Raw genomic sequence first — 20694 nt, 5'->3', positions numbered from 1 at the left:
GCGCGGTTGATGCCGTCGATCAGGGAGTGGCGGCAGCCGTACTTGTTGTCGAACTTCGACTTCGTCACGGCGTCGTTCACGTTGATCGCCGGGAAGAGCAGGTCACCGGACTGCATCATCTCGTAGAGACGGTGGACACCGGTGGTGGTCTCCTCGGTCACGCCGCGGATCTCGGACGCGAGCTGGGTCCACTTCTGGGGGGACTCGGCGAGCGTGCGGTTGAGCAGCTGGAGGATGTAGCCGTACTCCTCGGAGTCCGCCGTGGACGGGTCCGGGGCGGAGCCGGCCTTCTCGAACTCGACGCCCTTGTGGACGAGGAGGGTGGCGTCGCCACCGTCGTCGAGGATCATGTTCGGGCCGCCGGTGGGGGTGTTCGGCCAGGTCAGCGCCTGCTCCGTGCACCACCAGTACTCCTCCAGCGTCTCGCCCTTCCAGGCGAAGACGGGGACGCCCTGCGGGTTCTCCGGGGTGCCGTTCGGGCCTACCGCGATGGCGGCGGCGGCGTGGTCCTGGGTGGAGAAGATGTTGCAGGAGGCCCAGCGGACGTCGGCGCCGAGGGCGACGAGGGTCTCGATGAGCACGGCCGTCTGCACGGTCATGTGCAGGGAGCCGGTGATGCGGGCACCGGCCAGCGGCTGCGTCTCCGCGTACTCCCGCCGGATCGACATCAGGCCGGGCATCTCGTGCTCGGCCAGGGTGATCTCCTTGCGGCCGAAGGCGGCGAGGGAAAGGTCGGCGACCTTGAAGTCCATGGGTGCTGCTCCTCATGGTTCGAGAGGGTGGGTACGGCTGAGCCGTGCGCCGGCCGTGTGGAGACATGGCGGCACACCGAGCACAGTCCGTCGGGGGCCCTCTCTCCCCTCGGCCGGCCCTCTGGACCGCCCGACCGCCATCAGCAGCGACGCCTGACACTGATGACGAATCTACACCGATCGGCGGAGCGCGCCCCAGTCGACCGGTGGGCAAGTCGACGCGGGGGTTCGGGCCTTCCGGTGGCCATCTTTGGGGCCTTTCGGACTTTTGATGCACCCCTTACGTGGGGCAGGATGCCGGTGGATCGGATACGTACGCGCGATCTCGTAGGACCCCCGGCGTGAAGGAGATTCCAGTGACCAGTCCGGCAGGCCCTCCCCCGGGCGGAAGCGCGAGGTCGAGCGGGCGGAAGCGCCTGAAGCTGCTCGCCGTCACCGCGTGCCCCACGGGGATCGCGCACACGTACATGGCCGCGGAGAAGCTCCAGCAGGCCGCCGACCGCCTCGGCATCGACATGAAGGTGGAGACCCAGGGTTCGATCGGGGTCGAGAACGTGCTCTCTGACAACGATGTCAGAGAGGCGGACGGCATCATCATCGCCGCCGACAAGGAGGTCGACCGCGAACGCTTCGCCGGCAAGCGGGTGCTGTCCACCGGTGTCGCGGACGGCATCCACCGCCCCGAGGAGCTGATCGAGCGCGTGCGGAGCGCCCCGGTGCAGAGCGGGACGACCGCGGCCGGCGGCGCTGCTGACGGGGGCGGCGGCGGTGGCCGGGAGCGCGGTGCCGCGTACAAGGCGCTGATGAACGGCGTCTCGCACATGATCCCGTTCGTGGTGGTGGGCGGTCTGCTGCTGGCCGTCTCGCTGTCCCTCGGCGGGCACGCCGACTCCAAGGGCGGATTGGTCATCCCCGAGGGGACCTTCTGGTTCTACGTCAACACGCTCGGTGTCACCGGCTTCAAGCTGATGCTGCCGATCTTCTCCGGCTACATCGCCTACGCACTGGGTGACCGGCCGGCGCTGGTGCCGGGCATGATCGGCGGTTTCCTCGCCGCGGACGCCGTGAACATCTACGGGGCCGAGGCGAACGCCGGCTTCCTCGGGGCGATCGCGACCGGTTTCCTCGCGGGCTACCTGGTCGTCTGGATCAAGAAGGTCAAGGTCCCCAGGTTCGTCCAGCCGATCATGCCGATCATCGTGATCCCGATTCTGTCGACACTCACGCTGGGCCTGTTCTACATCTATGTCATCGGCCGGCCCATTTCCTGGGTCTTCACGCACCTGACCAGTTGGCTGAACGGGATGACCGGCTCCAGCGCGATCGTGCTGGGCGCCCTGATCGGCCTGATGATCGCCTTCGACATGGGCGGCCCGGTCAACAAGACGGCCTTCCTCGTCGCGGTGGGCCTCATCGGCACCAACAACGCGGTGATGGGCATGGCCGCCGCCGCGATCCCCGTCATGCCGCTCGGCCAGGGCCTGGCGACGCTGCTGCGGCGCAAGCTCTACAGCGACCAGGAGCGGGAGACGGGCATCGCCGCGCTCTTCATGGGCTTCTTCGGCATCTCGGAGGGAGCCATCCCGTTCGCCGCGGCGCGGCCGGCGCAGGTCATCCCCGCGAACATGCTCGGTGGCGCCGTGGCCGGTGCGATCGCCGGTGTGGCCGGGGTCGAGGACTCGGTGCCGCACGGCGGTCCGATCGTCTCGCTGTTCGGTGCCGTCAGCGGTGTCGCCATGTTCTTCGTCGCCATCGCCGCCGGTGTGGTCGTGACCGCGCTGACGACCAACGCGCTCATCGAGTTCAAGCAGCGCCGCGAGGGCGTGGCGGCCGACGGCGGCCCGGCGGTGCTCGCGCCGGAGCCGGTACCGGTCGGTGTGGGCACGGGCGTGGTCGCCGGCGCGGGGACGGCCGTACGGGCGCAGGCCGCGCCCGCCGCCGCGCCCGCCGCGCCGGCCGGGCAGCCGGAGGTGCTCTCCGGGTACCTGACCGAGCAGACCGTGAAGACCGTGCTGGCCTCGGACTCCAAGGAGGCGGCGATCCGCGAGATGGCGGAGATGCTGGCTGGCACCGACAACGTCCGGGATGTGGAGGAGCTCGTACGGGTCGCCCTCGCGCGGGAGGCGCAGGGGACGACCGGCCTCGGCGAGTCGATCGCGATCCCGCACGCCAAGACGGACGCGGTGAGCCGGCCCACGGTGGGCTTCGCCCGCTCGGACCAGGGCATCGAGTGGGGCGCGCTGGACGGCACGAAGGCCCGGCTGGTGTTCATGATCTCGGTGCCGGAGGCCGCGGCCGGTGACGAGCACCTGCGGATCCTCGCGCTGCTGTCGCGCAAGCTGATGGACACCGCCTTCCGGGAGCGGCTCCGATCGGCTCCGGACGAGCCGGCGATCCTGGACGTGCTGCGCGAGATCCGGTAGTCGAACGGGAGTTGTCGGGCTCCTCGCCACCCTGGGCGGCGAGGAGCCCGACGGCGTTCCGTACGCTGCGCGCATGATGGAGCGCAGGCGGGGACGAAGACGCGGTATCGCAGCGATCGTGCTGGTGGTGGCCGGTGCGGTGCTGGTGCTCGGCACATTGCTCTACGGGGCGATGTCGGCCCGGCACACCGAGGTGTCCTACAACAAGGAGACCGTCCCCGGCAGCAGCATGCGGCCGACGTACGAGCCGGGGGACAGCGCCTGGTTCTCCATGGGCGCCGCCGACGAGAATCTCGAGATCTCGCGCGGAGACGTGGTGCTCGTATCGGTCCCGGAGTGGGTGCCGGACGGGCTGATCCTGAAGCGTGTGGTGGCGCTCGGCGGAGACCGGATCGAGTACCGGCGCGGTGAGACGACGCTCAGGCTCAACGGGCAGCCGCTGGACGAGCCGTACATCCTCGACCGGTCGATGCCGTCCAGCGTGCCGTTCGACGTGACGGTGCCCGAAGGACGGATGTTCCTCATGGGCGACCACCGCATGAATTCGATGGACTCCTCGCTGCACCCCGAGGCGGACCAGGGCACCGTCGCCCTGTCGGCGGTGCGCGGCGAGGCCGTCGCGCGGCCGACGCGGCTCATCGTCGCGGGCGGCGTCCAGGCCCTCGGGGCCGTTCTCTTCCTGGCCGGGGGCGTGCTGGGGATCGTGGCCCTGGTGGTGCGGCGCCGACGGCGCCCGGAGCCGGCCCAACCGCCGGTCTGGCCTGCGGCCTTCCGTACGTTCGCCCCTGGGCTACTTGCCCGGCGTGGCGGCCGGTGCCCGGTAGATGTCCGGCTCCAGGTAGATGACCCGGGCGATCGGGACGGCCGCGCGGATGCGGGCCTCGGCGGCGTTGATCGCGTTGGCCACCTCGGTCGCGGTGTCGTCGTGCTGGACCGCGATCTTGGCGGCGACCAGCAGTTCCTCCGGGCCGAGGTGCAGGGTGCGCATGTGGATCAGGCCGGTGACGGTCTCGCCGTCGACGACCGCGGCCTTGATCTTCTCGACCTCGTCGGTCCCGGCCGCCTCGCCGAGCAGCAGGGACTTGGTCTCCGCGGCGAGGACGATCGCGATGACGATGAGCAGGACGCCGATGCAGAGGGTGCCGATGCCGTCCCAGACGCCGTTGCCGGTGAGGAGGGCGATGCCGACGCCTCCCAGGGCCAGGACCAGGCCGACGAGGGCGCCGAGGTCCTCCAGCAGGACCACGGGCAGTTCGGGGGCCTTGGCCCGCTTGATGAACTCGCTCCACGACAGCTTGCCGCGGATCTCGTTCGACTCCTTGATGGCGGTGCGGAAGGAGAAGCTCTCGGCGATGATCGCGAAGACGAGCACGCCGACGGGCCAGTACCAGGCCTCGATGGCGTGCGGGTGCTTGATCTTCTCGTAGCCCTCGTAGATGGCGAACATGCCACCGACCGAGAACAGCACGATGGAGACGAGGAACGCGTAGATGTAGCGCTCCCGCCCGTACCCGAAGGGGTGTTGGGGGGTCGCCTCCCGCTGGGCCTTCTTGCCGCCGACGAGCAGCAGCCCCTGGTTCCCGGAGTCGGCCAGCGAGTGGACGCTTTCCGCGAGCATCGACGAGGAGCCGCTGAAGAGGAATGCCACGAATTTGGCCACAGCGATGGCGAGGTTGGCGGCGAGTGCCGCCACGATCGCCTTGGTACCGCCCGACGCGCTCATGGGTGCAGGGTGTCCTTCCTAGCCATTGATACCGGCCGCACATTCTTGCAGCCGCCGGTACGGACGCCGTGTCAGACCACCACGGTGGCACGGAAGACAGTGCCGGTTCCGGACAGTTCGGCCTTTTCGCCCGCCGGTACGAAGACCGACTCACCCGGGGCCAGGGTCAGTTCACCGGCTCGCGGCGAGCCCGCCGTGCAGAGCAGGATCTGCGGGGCGCCTTCCGGGAGCACGCGGGAGGCGCCTCCGGGGGCGAGGAGGAAGCGGGAGAGCCGGAACTCGTCGATGGGGGCCTCGTAGACCTCCTCGCCGTTGCCTTCGGGGCGCAGCACGTTCGGGTCGCCGGGCTCGAAGTTCGTGATCTTCAGCAGCTCGGGTACGTCCACGTGTTTGGGGGTGAGTCCGGCGCGCAGCACGTTGTCGGAGTTGGCGAGCAGCTCGACGCCGAGGCCCTGGATGTAGGCGTGCGGGACGCCCGCGCCGAGGAACACGGCCTCGCCGGGCTGGAGTCGGAAATGGTTGAGGAGCATGGCCGCGACGACGCCCGGATCGCCCGGGTAGTGGTGCACGAGGGAGGCGTACGGTGCGTACCGGCCGCCGAGGCGGTCGGCGGCGGCCTCGACTTCGGCGACGGTGTGGGCCATCTCGGCTCGGTCCGCGGTCAGTACGGCGGTGAGCATCTCGCGCAGGGCCGCGTCCTCGGGGTGGGCGTGCAGCAGGTCGACGTACGGCTTGAGGCTGTCCACGCCCAGTCCGTCGAGGAGTTCGGCGGCCTCCAGCGGCGGGCGGAAGCCGCACAGCCCGTCGAACGGGGTGAGCGCGCACAGCATTTCGGGCTTGTGGTTGGCGTCCTTGTAGTTGCGGTGGGCCGCCTCCAGCGGGACCCCGCGGCGCTCCTCGTCCTCGAACCCGGCCTTGGCCTGGGCGAGGTCGGGGTGCACCTGGAGGGAGAGGGGGGCGCCCGCCGCGAGGATCTTGAGGAGGAAGGGCAGGCGCGGGCCGAACCTGGCGACGGTGGCGGCGCCCAGTTCGGCTTCCGGATCGGCGGCGATGACGTCCGAGAGGGCCCGCTCGCCGGCTCCGCGGTCGAGCCGGGAGGGGGCGCCCGGGTGGGCTCCCATCCACATCTCGGCCTGTGGTTCACCGGTGGGGTCGACACCGAGGAGCCGGGGGATGTCGGTGGTCGATCCCCAGGCGTAGGGGCGGATCGTGTTCGTCAGGCGGTCCATCGTCGTCTTCCTGGATAGAGCCGGGCACCCGTGTGTCTCAGCTGTGTCCCCCGGAAGCCAACGCCAGGTAGGCGGTGGCGAAATCCGTGACGGCGAGGAGTTCGGCGAGCTGCTCCAGCTCGACGCCCTCCTCCGGTTCGAGCTCGCTGATGGCCGTGTCGTGGCTGAGTGCGAGCTCGCGTGCGGCGGGGGCGGCGGAGAGGCCACCGGCCGGCCGGTCACGCAGCAGGACGATCCGGGCGCGAAGAGCCTGCGGCTCCTCGACCCGGTCACGGAAGAAGTCGTCGGGATCGGCGCCGGCGGCGAACGCGCCGGCGAGCAGGACTCCGTGGGCGGGGAGGGCCTCGGGGAGCGCGGCGGCCAGTGCGGGGCGGCCGGCGAGCTCGGCGAGGGTGGCGGCGAAGCGGCGGCCGGCGGGGCCGGCGCCTTCGCCCTCGCTCCAGATGAGCGGGAGGGAGTCGGCCAGCTCGGCGGCGAGGGTCTTGGCCGGGTTGGAGTACGTGGCGATGGCGGGCCCGCAGCGCTCGGCGGTGCGGTCGAGCCGGTCGGCGACGAGCTGGAGGGTGTCGGGGGCGGCGGAGATCATGCCGACCCTGTCGAGGAGCACCAGCAGCGGGGTCAGCAGGGCCCACAGCGCGCCGGGGCCGGCCGCGGCGGACTCGTCGTACTCCTGGTACGGGGCCTTGGCCATTGGTACGAGGAGCCCGTGCGCGCCGTCCACCGCCTCGCTCAGCGGTGAGCGCTCGGGGGCGACGGCGACGACGCTGCAGCCGCGCCGGTAGGCCTGCTCGGCGAGGACGCCCAGGCCGGGCTCGGTGCCGTCGGTGGTGGCGATGAGCAGCAGGTCTACGGGGCCGGCCCAGCCGGGCAGGGCCCAGCGCAGGGCGCCGGCGGCGTGCGCGACGCCGGTGGGGTCCAGTCGGATGACGGGCGCGGAGGCTCCGGCGAGGGCGCCCAGCAGGTCGGCGACGCCGGTGGCGGCGGTGCCGGGGCCGGCGATCAGGACCGTGCGGGGGCGGCCGTCGGGGCGGAGCTCGCCGAGGCCGGCCTCGGTCGCGTGCCGGGCCGCGGTGCGGACTCTGGCCCCGGCCTCGGCCGCGCCGCGGAGCAGGCCCCGGCGGTCTACGCGGGCGAGATCCTCCGGTGCGTCGAGGAGCGACTCGTCGAGCATGGCGGCCTCCTGCGGTGTTGACGCGGGTGGGGTCGGGCGCCGGCCGTCGGGCCGGCCTCGTTTCAGGCGGGGCGGCGGGCCTCGTCGACGAGCAGGACCGGGATGCCGTCACGGACGGGGTACGCGAGGCCGCAGTCCTGGCCGGTGCAGATCAGCTCGGGGGCCGTTGCGTCGGCCGACTCGTCCTGGAGGGGGGAGTGGCAGGCGGGGCAGGCGAGGATCTCCAGAAGACCGGCTTCGAGCGGCATGTGGTGCGTCCCTTCGGGGATATGGGTCGGGCGAGGTCAGCGTACCGCCGAGTCACCTCCGGTGCGGCCTGTAGCCGTGCGGCGCGGGGCGGTTTGCCGTGCGGCGCGGGGCCGGGTGGCCTTGCGGTGCGGTGCGGGGTGCTGGTCCCCCGGGGGGAACCCGGCTCCGCCGGGAACCGGGCTCTGCCCGGACCCGCGCCTCAAACGCCGGCGGGGCTGATTACGGCCCGCCCGGTTGCGCGGAGCGCGAGGCGGGCGGGCCGGAACCGTCAGGCGCGGATGAGGGCCAGGACCTCGTCGCGGACCTTGGCGAGGGTGGCCGCGTCGCGGGCCTCCACGTTCAGGCGGAGGAGGGGTTCCGTATTGGAGGCGCGGACGTTGAACCACCAGTCGTCGTCCGTCGCGGTGAGGCCGTCCAGCTCGTCGAGGGTGACGCCCTCGCGCCCGGCGTAGGTCTCCTTGACGGCGGCCAGGCGGCCGGCCTGGTCGGCGACGGTGGAGTTGATCTCTCCGGAGCCCTCGTAGCGGTCGTAGGAGGCCACCAGGGCGGACAGAGCGCCGTCCTGGCCGCCGAGGGCCGCGAGGACGTGGAGCGCGGCGAGCATGCCGGTGTCCGCGTTCCAGAAGTCCTTGAAGTAGTAGTGCGCCGAGTGCTCGCCGCCGAAGATGGCGCCGGTCTTGGCCATCTCCTCCTTGATGAAGGAGTGACCGACGCGCGTGCGGACGGGCGTGCCGCCGTTCTCGCGGACGACCTCGGGGACGGACCAGGAGGTGATCAGGTTGTGGATCACCGTGCCGGTGCCGCCGTTGCGCGCCAGCTCGCGGGCCGCGACCAGGGCGGTGATCGCGGACGGGGAGACGCCCTCGCCGCGCTCGTCGACGATGAAGCAGCGGTCGGCGTCACCGTCGAAGGCGATGCCGAGGTCGGCGCCCTCGGCGAGGACGCGGGCCTGGAGGTCGACGATGTTCTTCGGGTCGAGGGGGTTGGCCTCGTGGTTCGGGAAGGTCCCGTCCAGCTCGAAGTACATGGGGACGAGGTCCAGCGGGAGGCCCTCGAAGACGGTCGGGACGGTGTGGCCGCCCATGCCGTTGCCCGCGTCGACGACGACCTTGAGCGGGCGGATCGCCGTCAGGTCGACCAGGCCGCGCAGGTGGTCGGCGTAACCGGTGAGGGTGTCCTGCTCGGTGATCGTGCCCGGGACGGTGCCCTCGGCGATGGCCGGGACGCCCTCGTCGGTCCACTTCTCCACCAGCTCGCGGATCTGCGAGAGGCCGGTGTCCTGGCCGACCGGGGCGGCGCCCGCGCGGCACAGCTTGATGCCGTTGTACTTGGCCGGATTGTGCGAGGCCGTGAACATGGCGCCGGGCAGGTTCAGGGAACCGGAGGCGTAGTACAGCTGGTCGGTGGAGCACAGCCCGATCAGGGTGACGTCCACGCCGCGGGCGGCCGCGCCGCGGGCGAAGGCGGCGGACAGACCCGGGGAAGAGGGGCGCATGTCATGCCCGATCACGATCGCCGTGGCGGCCGTGACCTGGACGAACGCCGCACCGAACAGTTCCGCGAGGGACTCGTCCCATTCGTCCGGTACGACGCCACGTACGTCGTACGCCTTGACGATGTTCGAAAAATCTGCGGCCACTGCCTGCCCTCCTGAAGGTCCTGTGCGGTCCGGTCAACCTACCTTGAACCAGCAGACGCCCATCAGATGACCGAAGCGTCAGGAATCGGGCGATCTCAGGACGCGCAGGTGTCCACGACGCGTCTCGCCGGTGGCCGGCCCACCGTTCTGGCCGTGACCGGAGCCCGCCTCGGCGGCGCGCCCGGGCGGGCGGGCGGCTTCGCGTACCGCGTTCGCGAGGGCTTCGAGGTCGTCGCCGCTGGGGCGCGACGGCGCGGACCCGTCGGACAGGCGGACGACTTCCCAGCCGCGCGGCGCGGTCAGGCGCTCCGAGTGCTCGGCACACAGGTCGTAGCAGTGGGGTTCGGCATAGGTGGCGAGCGGGCCGAGAACTGCGGTCGAATCGGCGTAGACGTACGTCAGAGTCGCGACGGCAGGGCGGCCGCACGCGGTGCGCGAACAGCGACGTACAAGGCTCACGACGTTGGACGGTACCGCACTCTTGACCGGGCCGCGACGACTCCACCGCCGCTCACTCCCCCGTGTCGTCCCGCGGGCTACCCTGCGGGGGTGACGGACAGCCCCCTGCCTCCCCTCCCCGCAGAGCCTCCCGCCGGGGTCCCGGCCGAACCGCGCGTGCGTCGGAGGGACCGGCACGGGCGCGGGATGCGCGGGCCGGTGGCGCCTCCTCAGGTGCCGTTGTCGGCGAGCCGGTCGGAGCTCTTCGGGGACCTCGTACGGGATTCCGTGGAGCGGCTGGAGCGGCGCTGGCCGCAGCTGGCCGAGGTGGAGTTCCTGGTGGGTGACGTACCGGGGCCGCCGGGTGGTCCGGACGCCGGCTGGAACGACGAGGCGGTGCCGTTGGGCGCGCTGTCGGAGCCGAGCGGCGGGCGGCCGGCGCGGATCGTGGTGTTCCGGCGGCCGGTGGAGATCCGTACGAAGACGCGGGACGAGAAGGCGCTGCTGGTCCACGAGATCGTGGTGGAGCAGGTGGCGGAGCTGTTGGGGCTGTCGCCGGAGACCGTTGATCCGCGGTACGGGCAGGACTGACCCGACGGTGGCCTCCCGGCGGGGTCGCCGCCCTGGGTGCGGCGCCGCTGCCGGGGCTCCGCCCCGGACCCCGCGCCTCAAACGCCGGCGGGGCTGAACTACCTCGTCAGGACCGAGAGGTTCTGGGCGGCCTTGGGGACCGAGACCGTGGAGTGGTCGTCCGAGAAGGTCTGGACGGTGAACATCGAAATGCCCTCGTGCGGCAGCGACAGGGTGCGGGCCGCGTGGACGGGGCCGCCCGAGAGGGTCTCGATGGTCAGGGCGTAGGCGCCCTTGCCGCCGGCCGGGGCCGGCGTGAGCGCCTGCGTGGTGCCCGCCTTGATCGTGACCTCCTGAGAGGCGGGCTCGCCGCCGAGGGTGCCCGGGGAGGCCGTCACCTTGACCTTGGCGTCGGCGCTCGGGGCCGTCAGCGACAGCACGGTCGCGTTCTCCTCGGGCCGGTTGTCGGCCACCGTCGCCCGTGTCCCGACCGGGCCGGTGGCCGGTACGAAGCCCAGTTCCTGCTTGGCGCCGCTGCCGCGGACCACCCGTACCGCGGCGACCACCGGGGTCGCCTTCTTGGCGTCCGCCGGGGTCAGCAGCAGGGAGCCGGCCTCGCCGCGGGTCAGGTCCGCCAGGTCCACGCTCGCGGTCATCCCCGCCTTGACGTGCAGCTGCTCGTTGCCCGCGGGGGTGATGGCACCGCCCGGGGCGGCGAGGCGCAGCTTGAGGTCCGCGTCCTCCTCGCCCGGTACGAAGGCCACGAGCCGTACGGAGGCGGCGTCCGCCGGGATGCCCGGGAGCACCAGGGAGCCCGCCGGGTCGACGGAGGCGGGCAGCCAGTCCGAGCCGACGCCCTCTTCGGCGACCTGCACGGACGCGCCGACGCGACCGGCGCGGGTGGTCACGTGGGCGGTGGCGTCCGCGAGCTGGGTGCCGGGGACGAGGGTGGCGAGGGAGACGGTCCTGCTGGACTTGGGGTCGACCCGGATGCTCTCGCTGGTGCCCGCGTCGGACTTGGCGAGCCCGTCGGGGCCGAAGAGCTTGATGTCGACGATGGCCGCGGCGTCGTCCGGGTTGGTGAGGTGGACGAAGTCCTCGCGGCCCTTGGCCGTGCTGACGGCGGGGAACCAGAAGTCGGTGCCGGGCGCGGTGCAGGCGGTGCCCAGCACGCCCCGGGCCCGGCCGACCGAGACCTTGGTGGTCAGCTGCGCCGTCCAGCCGGGGGCGAGGACGCCCTCGGCGCTGCCCGTCAGCGCGGGGGCCTCCGCCCCGGTGGCGGTGGCCCCGAAGGGCTTGCCGGGCTCCTTGGGCTCCAGTACGGGCTTGGCGTCCTTGGTGGCGCCGAGCAGCCGGGCCGCGCCCTTGCCGTCCCCGGAGGCCTTGGCGGCGGCCGGGGTGAAGGCGGTGTACACGGTGTCGGCGATGTCGGAGGAGCTGGGCGCCGGGCACACCAGCAGGGATCGCTCGACCGGCATCCGGGAGGCGGCGGCCGCCTTGCCGTCGGCCTTCCCGCCCGTGTCGGGTGCGGTGAGGGAGGCGATGCCGGTGAGGGCGGCGAGCGCCGCGGTCACGGCCGCGAGCGTCAGGGGGGCGCGCTGCTTCACTGCTGGGGGCTCCCGTCAGGACGCGGGTCGTGCTGTGCGTGGGGGTCGTGCGGCCGGAAGGCGTCGAAGGGCTCGTACGGCTGCTCGTACGGCTGTTCCTCGTACGGCTGCTGGTACTGCTGCTGCTCGTACGGCTGCTGGTACTGCTGCTGGTACGGGTCCTCGTAGGCCTGCTGGGGCTGCTGGTCGTACGCGGGGTACGGCTCGTACTGCTGCTGGGGCTGGGACTGCGGCTGCTGCGGCTCGTACGCGTAGCCGCTCTGGTCGCCGTACGCCTGGTACGCGTACGAGTCCTCGCCGTACACCGGCTGCGCGGGGATCTCCGCGTACGGGTCGGCGACGGCCGCGGCCTCCACCGGTACGGGGGCCGGCTCGGCCTCGGCGCGCAGGCGGCGGGCGCGGCGGCCCTCGCCGGGCTCGGCGGCGGGGGCCTCCTCCTCCGGGAGGTCGTCGTCGAGCCGGGCCCGGCGGCCCGGGAGGGCCATCACCAGCAGCACCAGCGCGAGCAGGCCCTGCGCCCAGTGCCAGGCGACCTTGACGAGCGAGCCCTCGTGGACGAGGTCGAGGCGGCCGGCGGCGGCGGGGAGCTCGAAGCCCTGGGCCCAGCCGTCGACGGTCTTGGGCTTGAGGGGCTTGCCGTCGAGCGTGGCCTGCCAGCCCGCGTCGGCGCGGTCGGCGATGCGCAGCACGCGGCCCGCCTCGCCCGCGGGGATCTTGCCGTGGACCTCCACGGGGCCCGCGGCGACCGGGATCGGGGCCTCGCCCTGCTTGGCGGAGACGATGACGGCGCGCGGCAGCCAGGGTTCGACGCCCCACAGGGCGGTGCCGTCCTGCTGGTGGCGCCGGCTCAGGCCGGGGGTGGCGTCGAGGACGCGGCGGATCTCTTCGGGGCCGCCGGGGCGGAACATGACGAAGCGGATGGCGTAGGCGCTGAGCTGGCTGGACTGGTCGGCGCCGGAGCCCGCGACGAGGTTGGAGACGACCTTGTCGAGGCGCGGGTCGCCGCCGCTCGCGCTGGTGATCTCGGCGTCGCCGATGCGACCGCCGGCCCCGCGCACGAGGCTGTAGGAGACGCCGCCGGGCGCGTCCAGGTCGAGGATCAGGGTGCGGGTCTGGTTGTCGTCCCCGCCGGCGTCGGCGACGAAGGCCGGGACCTGCACCGGGTCGCGGCGCTCCAGCGGGCCGTCGGCGCCGGCGATCATCCAGCCGGCCGCGGCGAACAGCGGGCCCGTGGCGGCCGCGAGCGCGATGAGCGCGGCCAGTGGCTGGCGCCAGCCGAAGCTGCGGGCGGCGACGCGTTCCTTGGCGCCGTCCGCGCCGACCGCGGCGGCGGCGAGCAGGGCGAGTCCGTAGACGAGGGTGGCGGGTCCGGCCCAGGAGCCGTGGTTGAGGACGACGGCGAGGGCCAGGGCGGCCAGGGCGGTGGCCCAGGCGGTGCGGACGGCGAACTGCCGGTCGGTGCGCAGCAGGGCGGCCAGTGCGGCGAGGACGATGCCGATGAGCAGCAGGCCGGCGCCGGTTCCGGGTCCGCCGGGGCTGATGGCGAGGAGGTCGAGGCCGCCCGCGGAGCCGGTCGCGTAGGGCAGGCCGGCCTCGTCGAGGAGCCGGCCCGGGTGCGTGAGCAGGCCCAGCGACCAGGGCGCGAGGACGAGGATCGGGACGGCGAGGGTGGCGAGCAGGCGCGGTCCGTACGTCTTCCACTGCGCCCGGCGATGGGCGAGCGCGGCCACCCCGAGGAGGGCGGCGAGCGGCCAGACGGCGGGGGTGAAGGCGGTGGCGAGCGTCAGCAGGAGGGTGTACGTCCACACCGCGCGCCGGCCGGGGCGGCGGTCGGGGTCGTCCGCACTCGTGCCGGGGCCCCCGCCGAGTGCGAAGGCGGAGACGGCGGAGCGGGCGATGAGCGGCAGCAGGACGGCGAGGAGGGCCGTGCCGAGGCGGCCGCCGGCGAGGGCTCCGGTGACGGCGGGCAGGAAGGCGTAGGCGACGGCGGCCCAGGCGCGCAGCAGCCGGGACTCGACGAGCGGCCGGGAGGCGAAGTAGGCGGTGAGGCCGGCGAGCGGGACGGACGCGACGAGCAGCAGGGTCAGGGCGGCCTGGGTGGATCCGAACAGCAGGGTGGCGAGGGCGCCGAGGACGGCCAGGTAGGGGGGCGCCGAGTCGGTGGAGCCGGTGCCCACGGGGTGCCAGCCGGCGGTGTAGGCGCGCCAGAGCTCGGGGCCGCTGTCGGGGGCGGGCAGCAGGGCGCCGCCCATGAGGGAGCCGCCGCCGATCAGGGCGCGGCAGGCGGCGAGGGAGACGAGCAGGAGGACGGCGAAGAGCGCGGGGGCGGGGTTGCGGCCGATCCGCTTGAGGCGCGCGAAGCGCTCCTCGGCCACCGGGTAGTCGCCGTCCTCGCCGGGCGCGGTCAGGATGCTGCCGCCGCCGTGCCGGCCCGCGGGGGCGGAGTCGGTGTCGCGGGCGTCACCGAAGTAGCCCGCGAGCTGTTCGGCGTTGGCGCGCAGGGAGGCACCGGGCGGCGGGAAGAGCGGGCGCAGTTCGGCGGCGGGGACCGCGGGGCGGCTGCGGCGCTTTCGGGCGGCGAGGATCCTGCCGGGGCGCAGCAGGACGGCGAGGAGGCCGGTGATCTCGTCGACGGCCTGTCCGGGGGCCTTGCCGACGAGGTAGGCGAGGGTGCGCAGGACGGTGCCGAGCAGCACGCGGAGCAGGACGTAGGGCAGGGCTCGGCCGGAGCTGTTGGCGAGCATCGTGTAGACGGCGCCGGACTTGTCCACGCGGTGCGGGCTGGAGCTCGTACGGCCGGCGCAGTCGACGGTGCGGCGTTCGCGGGCGGCGGCCTCGGCGTGGCGCATGACGGCGTCGGGGGCGACGAGGACGGTGTGGCCGGCGCTCTGGGCGCGCCAGCACAGGTCGACGTCGTCGCGCATGAGGGGCAGGCGGCGGTCGAAGCCGCCGAGGGCCTCGTAGACGTCTCGGCGCACGAGCATGCCCGCGGTGGAGACGGAGAGGACGGGGCGGACCTGGTCGTGCTGGCCCTGGTCCTGTTCGCGGCGGTCGAGGCCGGTCCAGCGGCGGCCGCTGCGGGCGATGGTGACGCCGGCTTCGAGGAGCTGCTTCTTGTCGTACCAGCCGCGCAGCTTGGGGCCGATGACGGCGGCGTCGGGGTTCTCCTCGGCGACGCGCAGCAGTTCGGTGAGGGCGTCCGGTTCGGGGGCGCTGTCGTCGTGGAGGAGCCAGAGCCACTGGACGGGTTCGCCGTGCGGGAGCTCGGGGAGGTCGTAGTGGTCGTCGCGCCAGGTGCGGCTGACGGGGTCCCAGCCGCTGGGGCGCTTGAGGTACGGGAGGTCCTCGGGGGTCAGCGTGCCGGCGGTGCGGACGGCTTCGTCGACGGCGGCGCCGAATCCGGTGCGGCGGGCGAGGTGCAGGACGCGGTCGTCGCCGAAGGCCTGGTTGAGGAGCCCTGCGGACTCGTCGGCGCTGCCGGTGTCGGCGGCGACGTGGTTCTGCGCGGGGCGTTCCTGGCCGAGCAGGCCGGCGAGGGTCCGGGGCAGCCAGCGGGCGCCGTCGTGGGCGACGAGCACCGCGGTGACGACGTGCCGGGGGAACTCGGGTGTGGCGGGGGCCTGGTGGGAGGCCGCCGACTGGCTGTGCAGGGACATCGCGCTACTGGCCCTCCGGCCTGGGGGTCCCTCCGGAACGCGGTCCGGTGGGAGGGTCCGGGGGTGGTGTGCCCTCGGAGGCTGCTGGACAGCGCCCCACCCTAACGGCTGGCAATGCGACGGTCCGCCTCCTGCGGGGAAGGTGCGGGAGGCGGACCGTGTGCGGTGCTGTTCGCCGTGCTGGGTGCCTTGTCGGCCGTGCGGTCGATATGCCGTGCGATATGTCAGGTGATGCGTGAAAGGTGCCGGTCGGGCGGCGCCTTCGGGCCCTGGAGCCGGCGGTCCGGTCGGTGCTCGGGACCTCGGTCGGGCCGCGGTTCAGACGGCGGCCTTTTTCAGACGGCGGCGCTCGCGCTCGGAAAGGCCGCCCCAGATGCCGAACCGCTCGTCGTTGGCGAGTGCGTACTCAAGGCATTCGGAGCGGACTTCGCAGGCCAGGCAGACCTTCTTGGCCTCGCGGGTGGAGCCGCCCTTCTCGGGAAAGAAGGACTCGGGGTCGGTCTGGGCGCACAACGCGCGCTCCTGCCATCCGAGCTCTTCGTCCGCTTCCTCGACCAGCAGTTCCTGAAACAGCTCGGTCATGTGCGCCCCTCGCTCTGTCTGTGCGTCCCCGTGGTGATGCCGTTACTGATCGCTACGTAACGACACGAGTGAAATTACAAGTGCGTGGCTCCAGCGCAGTCAAGCCGAGATCTGCTATTGGGCGCCTTATTCACTCTGCGGAACCAAGCCTATGCAGAAAGTGTTCATATCGCCAAAAATCGTGACACATGCCACAGGCGTCACGTGTTGCCCGTCTTCACCCGTAATCGACGTGTCACTCAGCGGTGTGGTTGCGATCCGGCCAAAGAAGCGGCACAGATCACAGTCCGGTCACGAGATCGCGCGTCCTGGTTTAGACGCCGCCAGGTTTGAGCCTTGGCACAGCGCCACATCCCCTGGCGGCGACTGCACAAACCTTTCTCCGCACACGGTAACCGGATGAGGTGAAACTTTTCCCCCAAACCGGACATTGGGTTGACAGTCAGGCCTTCGACCCGTTCTCCTTGTTCGCATGTCAGCGCCCGCAGCCGCCACCCGGACCCCCATTCGTGGGTTCCTGCGCGCTGCCCAGGTTCGCTGTTGCTGTTGCAGCTGTTGATGCCCCAGGAGCGTCCGCTCCTCTGAGCTCCGGCCACCCCCACAGCCAGCACCACTGACATCCGTCGAGGACTCCCCCACGATGAACAGCACCGTCAACACCCCGGCAGCCACCGTCGAGAGCGACCTCCAGATCGCCGGCGACATCCTCGCCGTCCAGCACCTCCTCCAGCCCGCCCGCGAGCACCCGGCCACCGTCGCCGAGTTCGTCGGCCTCGCCCGCTCCATCGCCGAGGACCGCGCCTCCTGGGAGCACCTCGTCCGGTACGACGCCACCACCCGCTGGTACCACCGGCTGCGCACCGGCCCCGGCTACGAGGTCTGGCTGCTCAGCTGGGTCCCCGGCCAGGGCAGCGGCCTGCACGACCACGGTGCCTCCTCCGGCGTGCTGACCGTCCTGGAGGGCGAGCTCACCGAACACACCGCCCGCGGCCCGATCACCCACGGCCCCGGCGCGCAGCGCGTCTTCGCCCCCGGCTTCGCCCACGAGGTCGTCAACGACACCCTCGACGGCGCGGTCAGCCTGCACGTCTACTTCCCCGGCCTCACCGAGATGCCGATGCACAGCGCCGCCCCGGCCGAATCGGCGTCCGTACGCGCCTGACCTGGATCGGCCTGACAGACTTCGGTGCATGCGCATTGTTGTTCTGGCCGGCGGTATAGGCGGCGCCCGGTTCCTCCGCGGACTCAAGTCGGCAGTCCCCGACGCGGACATCACGGTCATCGGCAACACCGGTGACGACATTCACCTGTTCGGGCTCAAGGTGTGTCCCGACCTGGACACCGTCATGTACACCCTCGGCGGTGGCATCAACGAGGACCAGGGCTGGGGCCGCACCGACGAGTCCTTCACCGTCAAGGAGGAACTCGCGGCGTACGGGGTGGGACCCACCTGGTTCGGCCTCGGCGACCGCGACTTCGCCACGCACATCGTCCGTACGCAGATGATCGGCGCCGGCTACCCGCTGAGCGCCGTCACCGAGGCCCTCTGCGACCGATGGCAGCCCGGGGTGCGGCTGCTGCCCATGACCGACGACCGGGTCGAGACCCATGTCGCGATCACCGAGGCCGGTACCGGAGAGCGCCGCGTCATCCACTTCCAGGAGTACTGGGTCCGGCTGCGCGCCGCGGTGGACGCGGAGGCCGTCGTCCCCGTCGGGGCCGAACGGGCCAAGCCCGCGCCCGGTGTGCTGGAGGCCATCGCCGCCGCCGACGTGATCCTCTTCCCGCCGTCGAACCCGGTGGTCTCGGTCGGGACGATCCTCGCCGTGCCCGGCATCCGGGAGGCCGTGGCCGCGGCCGGGGCGCCCGTCGTGGGCCTCTCCCCCATCGTCGGGGGCGCGCCCGTGCGCGGGATGGCCGACAAGGTGCTGGCCGCGGTGGGCGTCGAGTCCACGGCCGCGGCGGTCGCCCTGCACTACGGGACCGGGCTGCTCGACGGCTGGCTCGTGGACACCGCCGACGCGGACGCGGTCGCCGAGGTGGAGGCCGCCGGGATCACCTGCCGCGCGGTGCCGCTGATGATGACCGACCTCGCGGCGACCGCGGAGATGGCCCGCGCCGCGCTGGAACTGGCCGAGGCCGCACGGTGACGGTCCCGGGCGCGGCCGACCCCGCGCAGTCCTCCGGCGCGCACGGCCCCTCGTACGAGGTCCGGGCCGTCGACGGGATACCGGAGGTCGGGCCCGGCGACGACCTGGCGGAGCTCATCACGACGGCCGCACCCGACCTGCGGGACGGCGACGTCCTGCTGGTCACCTCGAAGATCGTCTCCAAGGCCGAGGGCCGGATCGTACGGGCCGATTCGCGCGAGGACGCGATAGACGCGGAGACCGTACGGGTCGTCGCGCGCCGGGGCCCGCTGCGGATCGTCGAGAACCGGCAGGGCCTGGTGATGGCCGCCGCCGGGGTCGACGCCTCCAACACGGCCCCCGGGACGGTGCTGCTGCTGCCCGAGGACCCGGACGGCTCCGCCGCCGCGATCCGCGCGGGGGTGCGCGACATCCTCGGCGTGGAGGTGGGCGTGGTCGTCACGGACACCTTCGGGCGGCCGTGGCGCACCGGGCTCACGGACGTCGCGATCGGCGCGGCCGGGGTACGGGTCCTGGACGACCTGCGCGGCGGCACGGACGGCCACGGCAATCCGCTGAGCGCGACGGTGGTCGCGACGGCGGACGAACTGGCCGCCGCCGGCGACCTGGTCAAGGGCAAGGCGGCCGGCCTTCCGGTGGCCGTCGTGCGCGGGCTGGGCCACGTCTTGGGCGAGGGTTCCTCGGCGCGGGACCTGGTGCGCGCCCCGGCCGACGACATGTTCCGGCTGGGCACCTCGGAGGCGGTACGGGAAGCCGTCACGCAGCGCCGTACGGTACGGGCCTTCACCGACGAGCCGGTGGACCCGGGCGCGGTACGGCGCGCGGTGGCGGCGGCGGTGACCGCCCCGGCTCCGCACCACACGACGCCCTGGCGGTTCGTACTGCTGGAGTCCGCGGCGTCCCGGCTGGAGCTGCTCGACGCGATGCGCGACGCGTGGATCGCGGACCTGCGCCGCGACGGCAAGTCCGAGGAATCGATCGCCAAGCGGGTCCGGCGCGGCGACGTGCTGCGGCGGGCGCCGTACCTGGTGGTGCCGTGCCTGGTGACGGACGGCGCGCACGACTACGGGCACGCCCGGCGGGACGCCGCCGAGCGGGAGATGTTCGTCGTCGCGATGGGCGCGGGCGTGCAGAACCTGCTGGTCGCGCTGGCCGGGGAGCGGCTGGGCTCGGCGTGGGTGTCCTCGACGATGTTCTGCCGGGACGTGGTGCGCAAGGTGCTGGGGCTGCCGGACGACTGGGATCCGATGGGGGCGGTGGCCGTGGGGCACGCGGCGTCGGCTCCGGTGGAGCGGGCGGGGCGGGACCCGGAGGACTTCATCGAGGTCCGCTGAGTTCCCTCGCTCAGAGCCGGCCGATGTCGCCGCGCGGCATGCGGGGCGTGCGGCGGGGCGGGGTGTGGCCCGCGAGGAGGATCAGGCGGGCGGCTCGGTGGCGCTGGCCGGCGTAGGGGGCGAGGAGCTCCAGCATGACGGCGTCGTCGGCGTCGCGGTCGCCCGCGAGGGCGTAGCCGACGATGCCGGGGAGGTGGAGGTCCCCGGTGGTGACGGCGTCGGGGTCGCCGTTGCTGCGCTGGAGGGTCTCGGCGGAGGTCCAGGGGCCGATGCCGGGGACGGCCTCCAGCCGGGCGGTGGCCTGCGGGAGCTCCATGGCGGCGGCCTCCTCCAGGCGGGCCGCGACGCGGACGGCGCGCAGGATCGTCGAGGAGCGCTTGGCGTCGACCCCGGCCTTGTGCCAGTCCCAGGAGGGGATGCGGGCCCAGGTGTGGGGGGTGGGCATGACGTACAGGTCGACGGCCCGCACCGGCTCCGGGCCGGGGGCCGGCTCGCCGTACTGCCGGACGAGGCGGCGCCAGGCCCGGTAGGCCTCGTCGGTGGTGACCTTCTGTTCCAGGACCACCGGGATCAGGGACTCCATGACCATGCCCGTGCGGGTCAGGCGCAGGCCGGGGCGGCGGCGGTGGCTGGCGTGAAGGAGGCGGTGGCGGGGGACGAAGGCCGCGGGGTCGTCGCCCGCGCCGAGCAGGGCCGGCAGCTGTTCGAGCATCCAGTCGGCGCCGGGGCCCCAGGCCTGGGCGTGGATCTCCGTCCCCGTCAGCGCGACCCTGAGGGTGACGGGGCCCTGGGGGGTCTGGCTGCCCTTCCAGACGGAGCCGTCGGGGGTGGTGCGGAAGGTGGGGTCGGCGGGGCCGCGTCTGAGGGGGCCGAGGGTGAGGCCGAGGTCCACGGGGCCCTCGGGGATCCATACGCGGGCCTTGGCCCCGGCCCCTTCCCCGGGGGCCGCTGCCTGTCCTTGCCCTGCGGGCACGTGGGTGCGGCCGCCGCGTACGGCAGTGCGGGTGAGGGGGTCGAAGCGGCCGGCCATGCCTCTGAGCGTAGCCCTGCGGGGCCGTTCCCCACCCCGCCCTTCCACCGTTCCTCCCCCAGCTACCGCTGGGAGGTGCCCCCAGGGCTCCGCCCCAGACCCCGCGCCTCAAACGCCGGCGAGGCTGGATGTTCCAGCCCC

General features: G+C 73.0%; 16 protein-coding genes and 1 pseudogene. 6 read left to right on the top strand and 11 right to left on the bottom strand.

What is annotated here, in order from left to right; genetic code table 11:
* A partial coding sequence (locus ACFV9H_RS38630) for an adenosylhomocysteinase (protein ID WP_385408173.1) occupies positions 1–752 on the bottom strand: 752 nt, incomplete at its 3' end.
* A 356-nt stretch (positions 753–1108) separates the two neighbouring features.
* Between ACFV9H_RS38630 and ACFV9H_RS38625 the strand changes: the two genes are divergently transcribed.
* Both ACFV9H_RS38625 and lepB read left to right on the top strand, forming a co-directional pair.
* On the top strand, positions 1109–3175 hold the full coding sequence (locus ACFV9H_RS38625) for a fructose-specific PTS transporter subunit EIIC (RefSeq protein WP_385408171.1): 2067 nt from the start codon (positions 1109–1111) through the stop codon (positions 3173–3175).
* Positions 3176–3248: 73 nt separating this feature from the next.
* A pseudogene (lepB, locus tag ACFV9H_RS38620) lies at positions 3249–3737 on the top strand (signal peptidase I); the annotation flags it as partial.
* Positions 3738–3965: 228 nt separating this feature from the next.
* Here the strand turns inward: lepB and ACFV9H_RS38615 are convergent.
* From ACFV9H_RS38615 to ACFV9H_RS38590, 6 genes are all read right to left on the bottom strand, one after another.
* Complete coding sequence (locus ACFV9H_RS38615) at positions 3966–4898, bottom strand: cation diffusion facilitator family transporter (protein ID WP_385408169.1); 933 nt, start codon at positions 4896–4898, stop codon at positions 3966–3968.
* Between the two features lie 71 nt (positions 4899–4969).
* Positions 4970–6127 carry a mannose-6-phosphate isomerase, class I gene (manA, locus tag ACFV9H_RS38610; protein ID WP_385408167.1) on the bottom strand — a complete coding sequence of 386 codons (1158 nt, stop codon included), beginning with the start codon at positions 6125–6127 and terminating at the stop codon, positions 4970–4972.
* A gap of 37 nt (positions 6128–6164) precedes the next feature.
* On the bottom strand, positions 6165–7298 hold the full coding sequence (locus ACFV9H_RS38605; protein WP_385408164.1) for an SIS domain-containing protein: 1134 nt from the start codon (positions 7296–7298) through the stop codon (positions 6165–6167).
* A gap of 62 nt (positions 7299–7360) precedes the next feature.
* Entirely contained in the window at positions 7361–7546 is a 186-nt protein-coding gene (locus ACFV9H_RS38600; RefSeq protein WP_385408161.1) for a Trm112 family protein, read from the bottom strand.
* Positions 7547–7815: 269 nt separating this feature from the next.
* On the bottom strand, positions 7816–9186 hold the full coding sequence (locus ACFV9H_RS38595) for a phosphomannomutase/phosphoglucomutase (protein ID WP_385408158.1): 1371 nt from the start codon (positions 9184–9186) through the stop codon (positions 7816–7818).
* Between the two features lie 78 nt (positions 9187–9264).
* On the bottom strand, positions 9265–9645 hold the full coding sequence (locus ACFV9H_RS38590; protein WP_385408156.1) for a DUF3499 domain-containing protein: 381 nt from the start codon (positions 9643–9645) through the stop codon (positions 9265–9267).
* 90 nt (positions 9646–9735) lie between these two features.
* On the opposite strand from ACFV9H_RS38590, the gene ACFV9H_RS38585 reads away from it, so the two are divergent.
* A complete protein-coding gene (locus tag ACFV9H_RS38585; protein ID WP_385408154.1) occupies positions 9736–10215 on the top strand; it encodes a metallopeptidase family protein in 480 nt (159 codons plus the stop codon).
* A 98-nt stretch (positions 10216–10313) separates the two neighbouring features.
* On the opposite strand, the gene ACFV9H_RS38580 is transcribed toward ACFV9H_RS38585, so the two are convergent.
* The 3 genes from ACFV9H_RS38580 to ACFV9H_RS38570 all read right to left on the bottom strand — a co-directional run bounded on the left by ACFV9H_RS38580 (position 10314) and on the right by ACFV9H_RS38570 (position 16039).
* Complete coding sequence (locus ACFV9H_RS38580) at positions 10314–11801, bottom strand: DUF5719 family protein (protein ID WP_385408152.1); 1488 nt, start codon at positions 11799–11801, stop codon at positions 10314–10316.
* Positions 11798–15457, bottom strand: a complete 3660-nt coding sequence (locus ACFV9H_RS38575; protein ID WP_385408149.1) for a glycosyltransferase family 2 protein — start codon at positions 15455–15457, stop codon at positions 11798–11800. The genes ACFV9H_RS38580 and ACFV9H_RS38575 overlap by 4 nt, the downstream gene beginning before the upstream one ends.
* 318 nt (positions 15458–15775) lie before the next feature.
* Entirely contained in the window at positions 15776–16039 is a 264-nt protein-coding gene (locus ACFV9H_RS38570) for a WhiB family transcriptional regulator (RefSeq protein WP_003983763.1), read from the bottom strand.
* A 640-nt stretch (positions 16040–16679) separates the two neighbouring features.
* Here ACFV9H_RS38570 and ACFV9H_RS38565 point away from each other — a divergent pair.
* The 3 genes from ACFV9H_RS38565 to ACFV9H_RS38555 are packed head-to-tail and all read left to right on the top strand — an operon-like array spanning position 16680 to position 19523.
* Positions 16680–17201 carry a cysteine dioxygenase gene (locus tag ACFV9H_RS38565; RefSeq protein WP_385408148.1) on the top strand — a complete coding sequence of 174 codons (522 nt, stop codon included), beginning with the start codon at positions 16680–16682 and terminating at the stop codon, positions 17199–17201.
* A gap of 28 nt (positions 17202–17229) precedes the next feature.
* The gene (gene cofD, locus ACFV9H_RS38560; RefSeq protein ID WP_385408146.1) at positions 17230–18189 is read left to right on the top strand and encodes a 2-phospho-L-lactate transferase; all 960 of its coding nucleotides are present in this window, start codon (positions 17230–17232) and stop codon (positions 18187–18189) included.
* Positions 18186–19523, top strand: coding sequence for a coenzyme F420-0:L-glutamate ligase (locus tag ACFV9H_RS38555; RefSeq protein ID WP_385408143.1), 1338 nt, complete (start codon positions 18186–18188; stop codon positions 19521–19523). The genes cofD and ACFV9H_RS38555 overlap by 4 nt, the downstream gene beginning before the upstream one ends.
* Positions 19524–19533: 10 nt before the next feature.
* Here ACFV9H_RS38555 and ACFV9H_RS38550 read toward each other — a convergent pair whose 3' ends face one another.
* Positions 19534–20553, bottom strand: coding sequence for a DNA-3-methyladenine glycosylase family protein (locus ACFV9H_RS38550; RefSeq protein ID WP_385408140.1), 1020 nt, complete (start codon positions 20551–20553; stop codon positions 19534–19536).
* Positions 20554–20694 lie beyond the last annotated feature (141 nt).

The organism is Streptomyces sp. NPDC059874 (assembly GCF_042731135.1).
Taxonomy (GTDB): Bacteria; Actinomycetota; Actinomycetes; order Streptomycetales; family Streptomycetaceae; genus Streptomyces.
The sequence above is the reverse complement of the archived record's forward strand: the minus strand, read 5'-3'. Positions and strand labels throughout refer to the sequence as shown.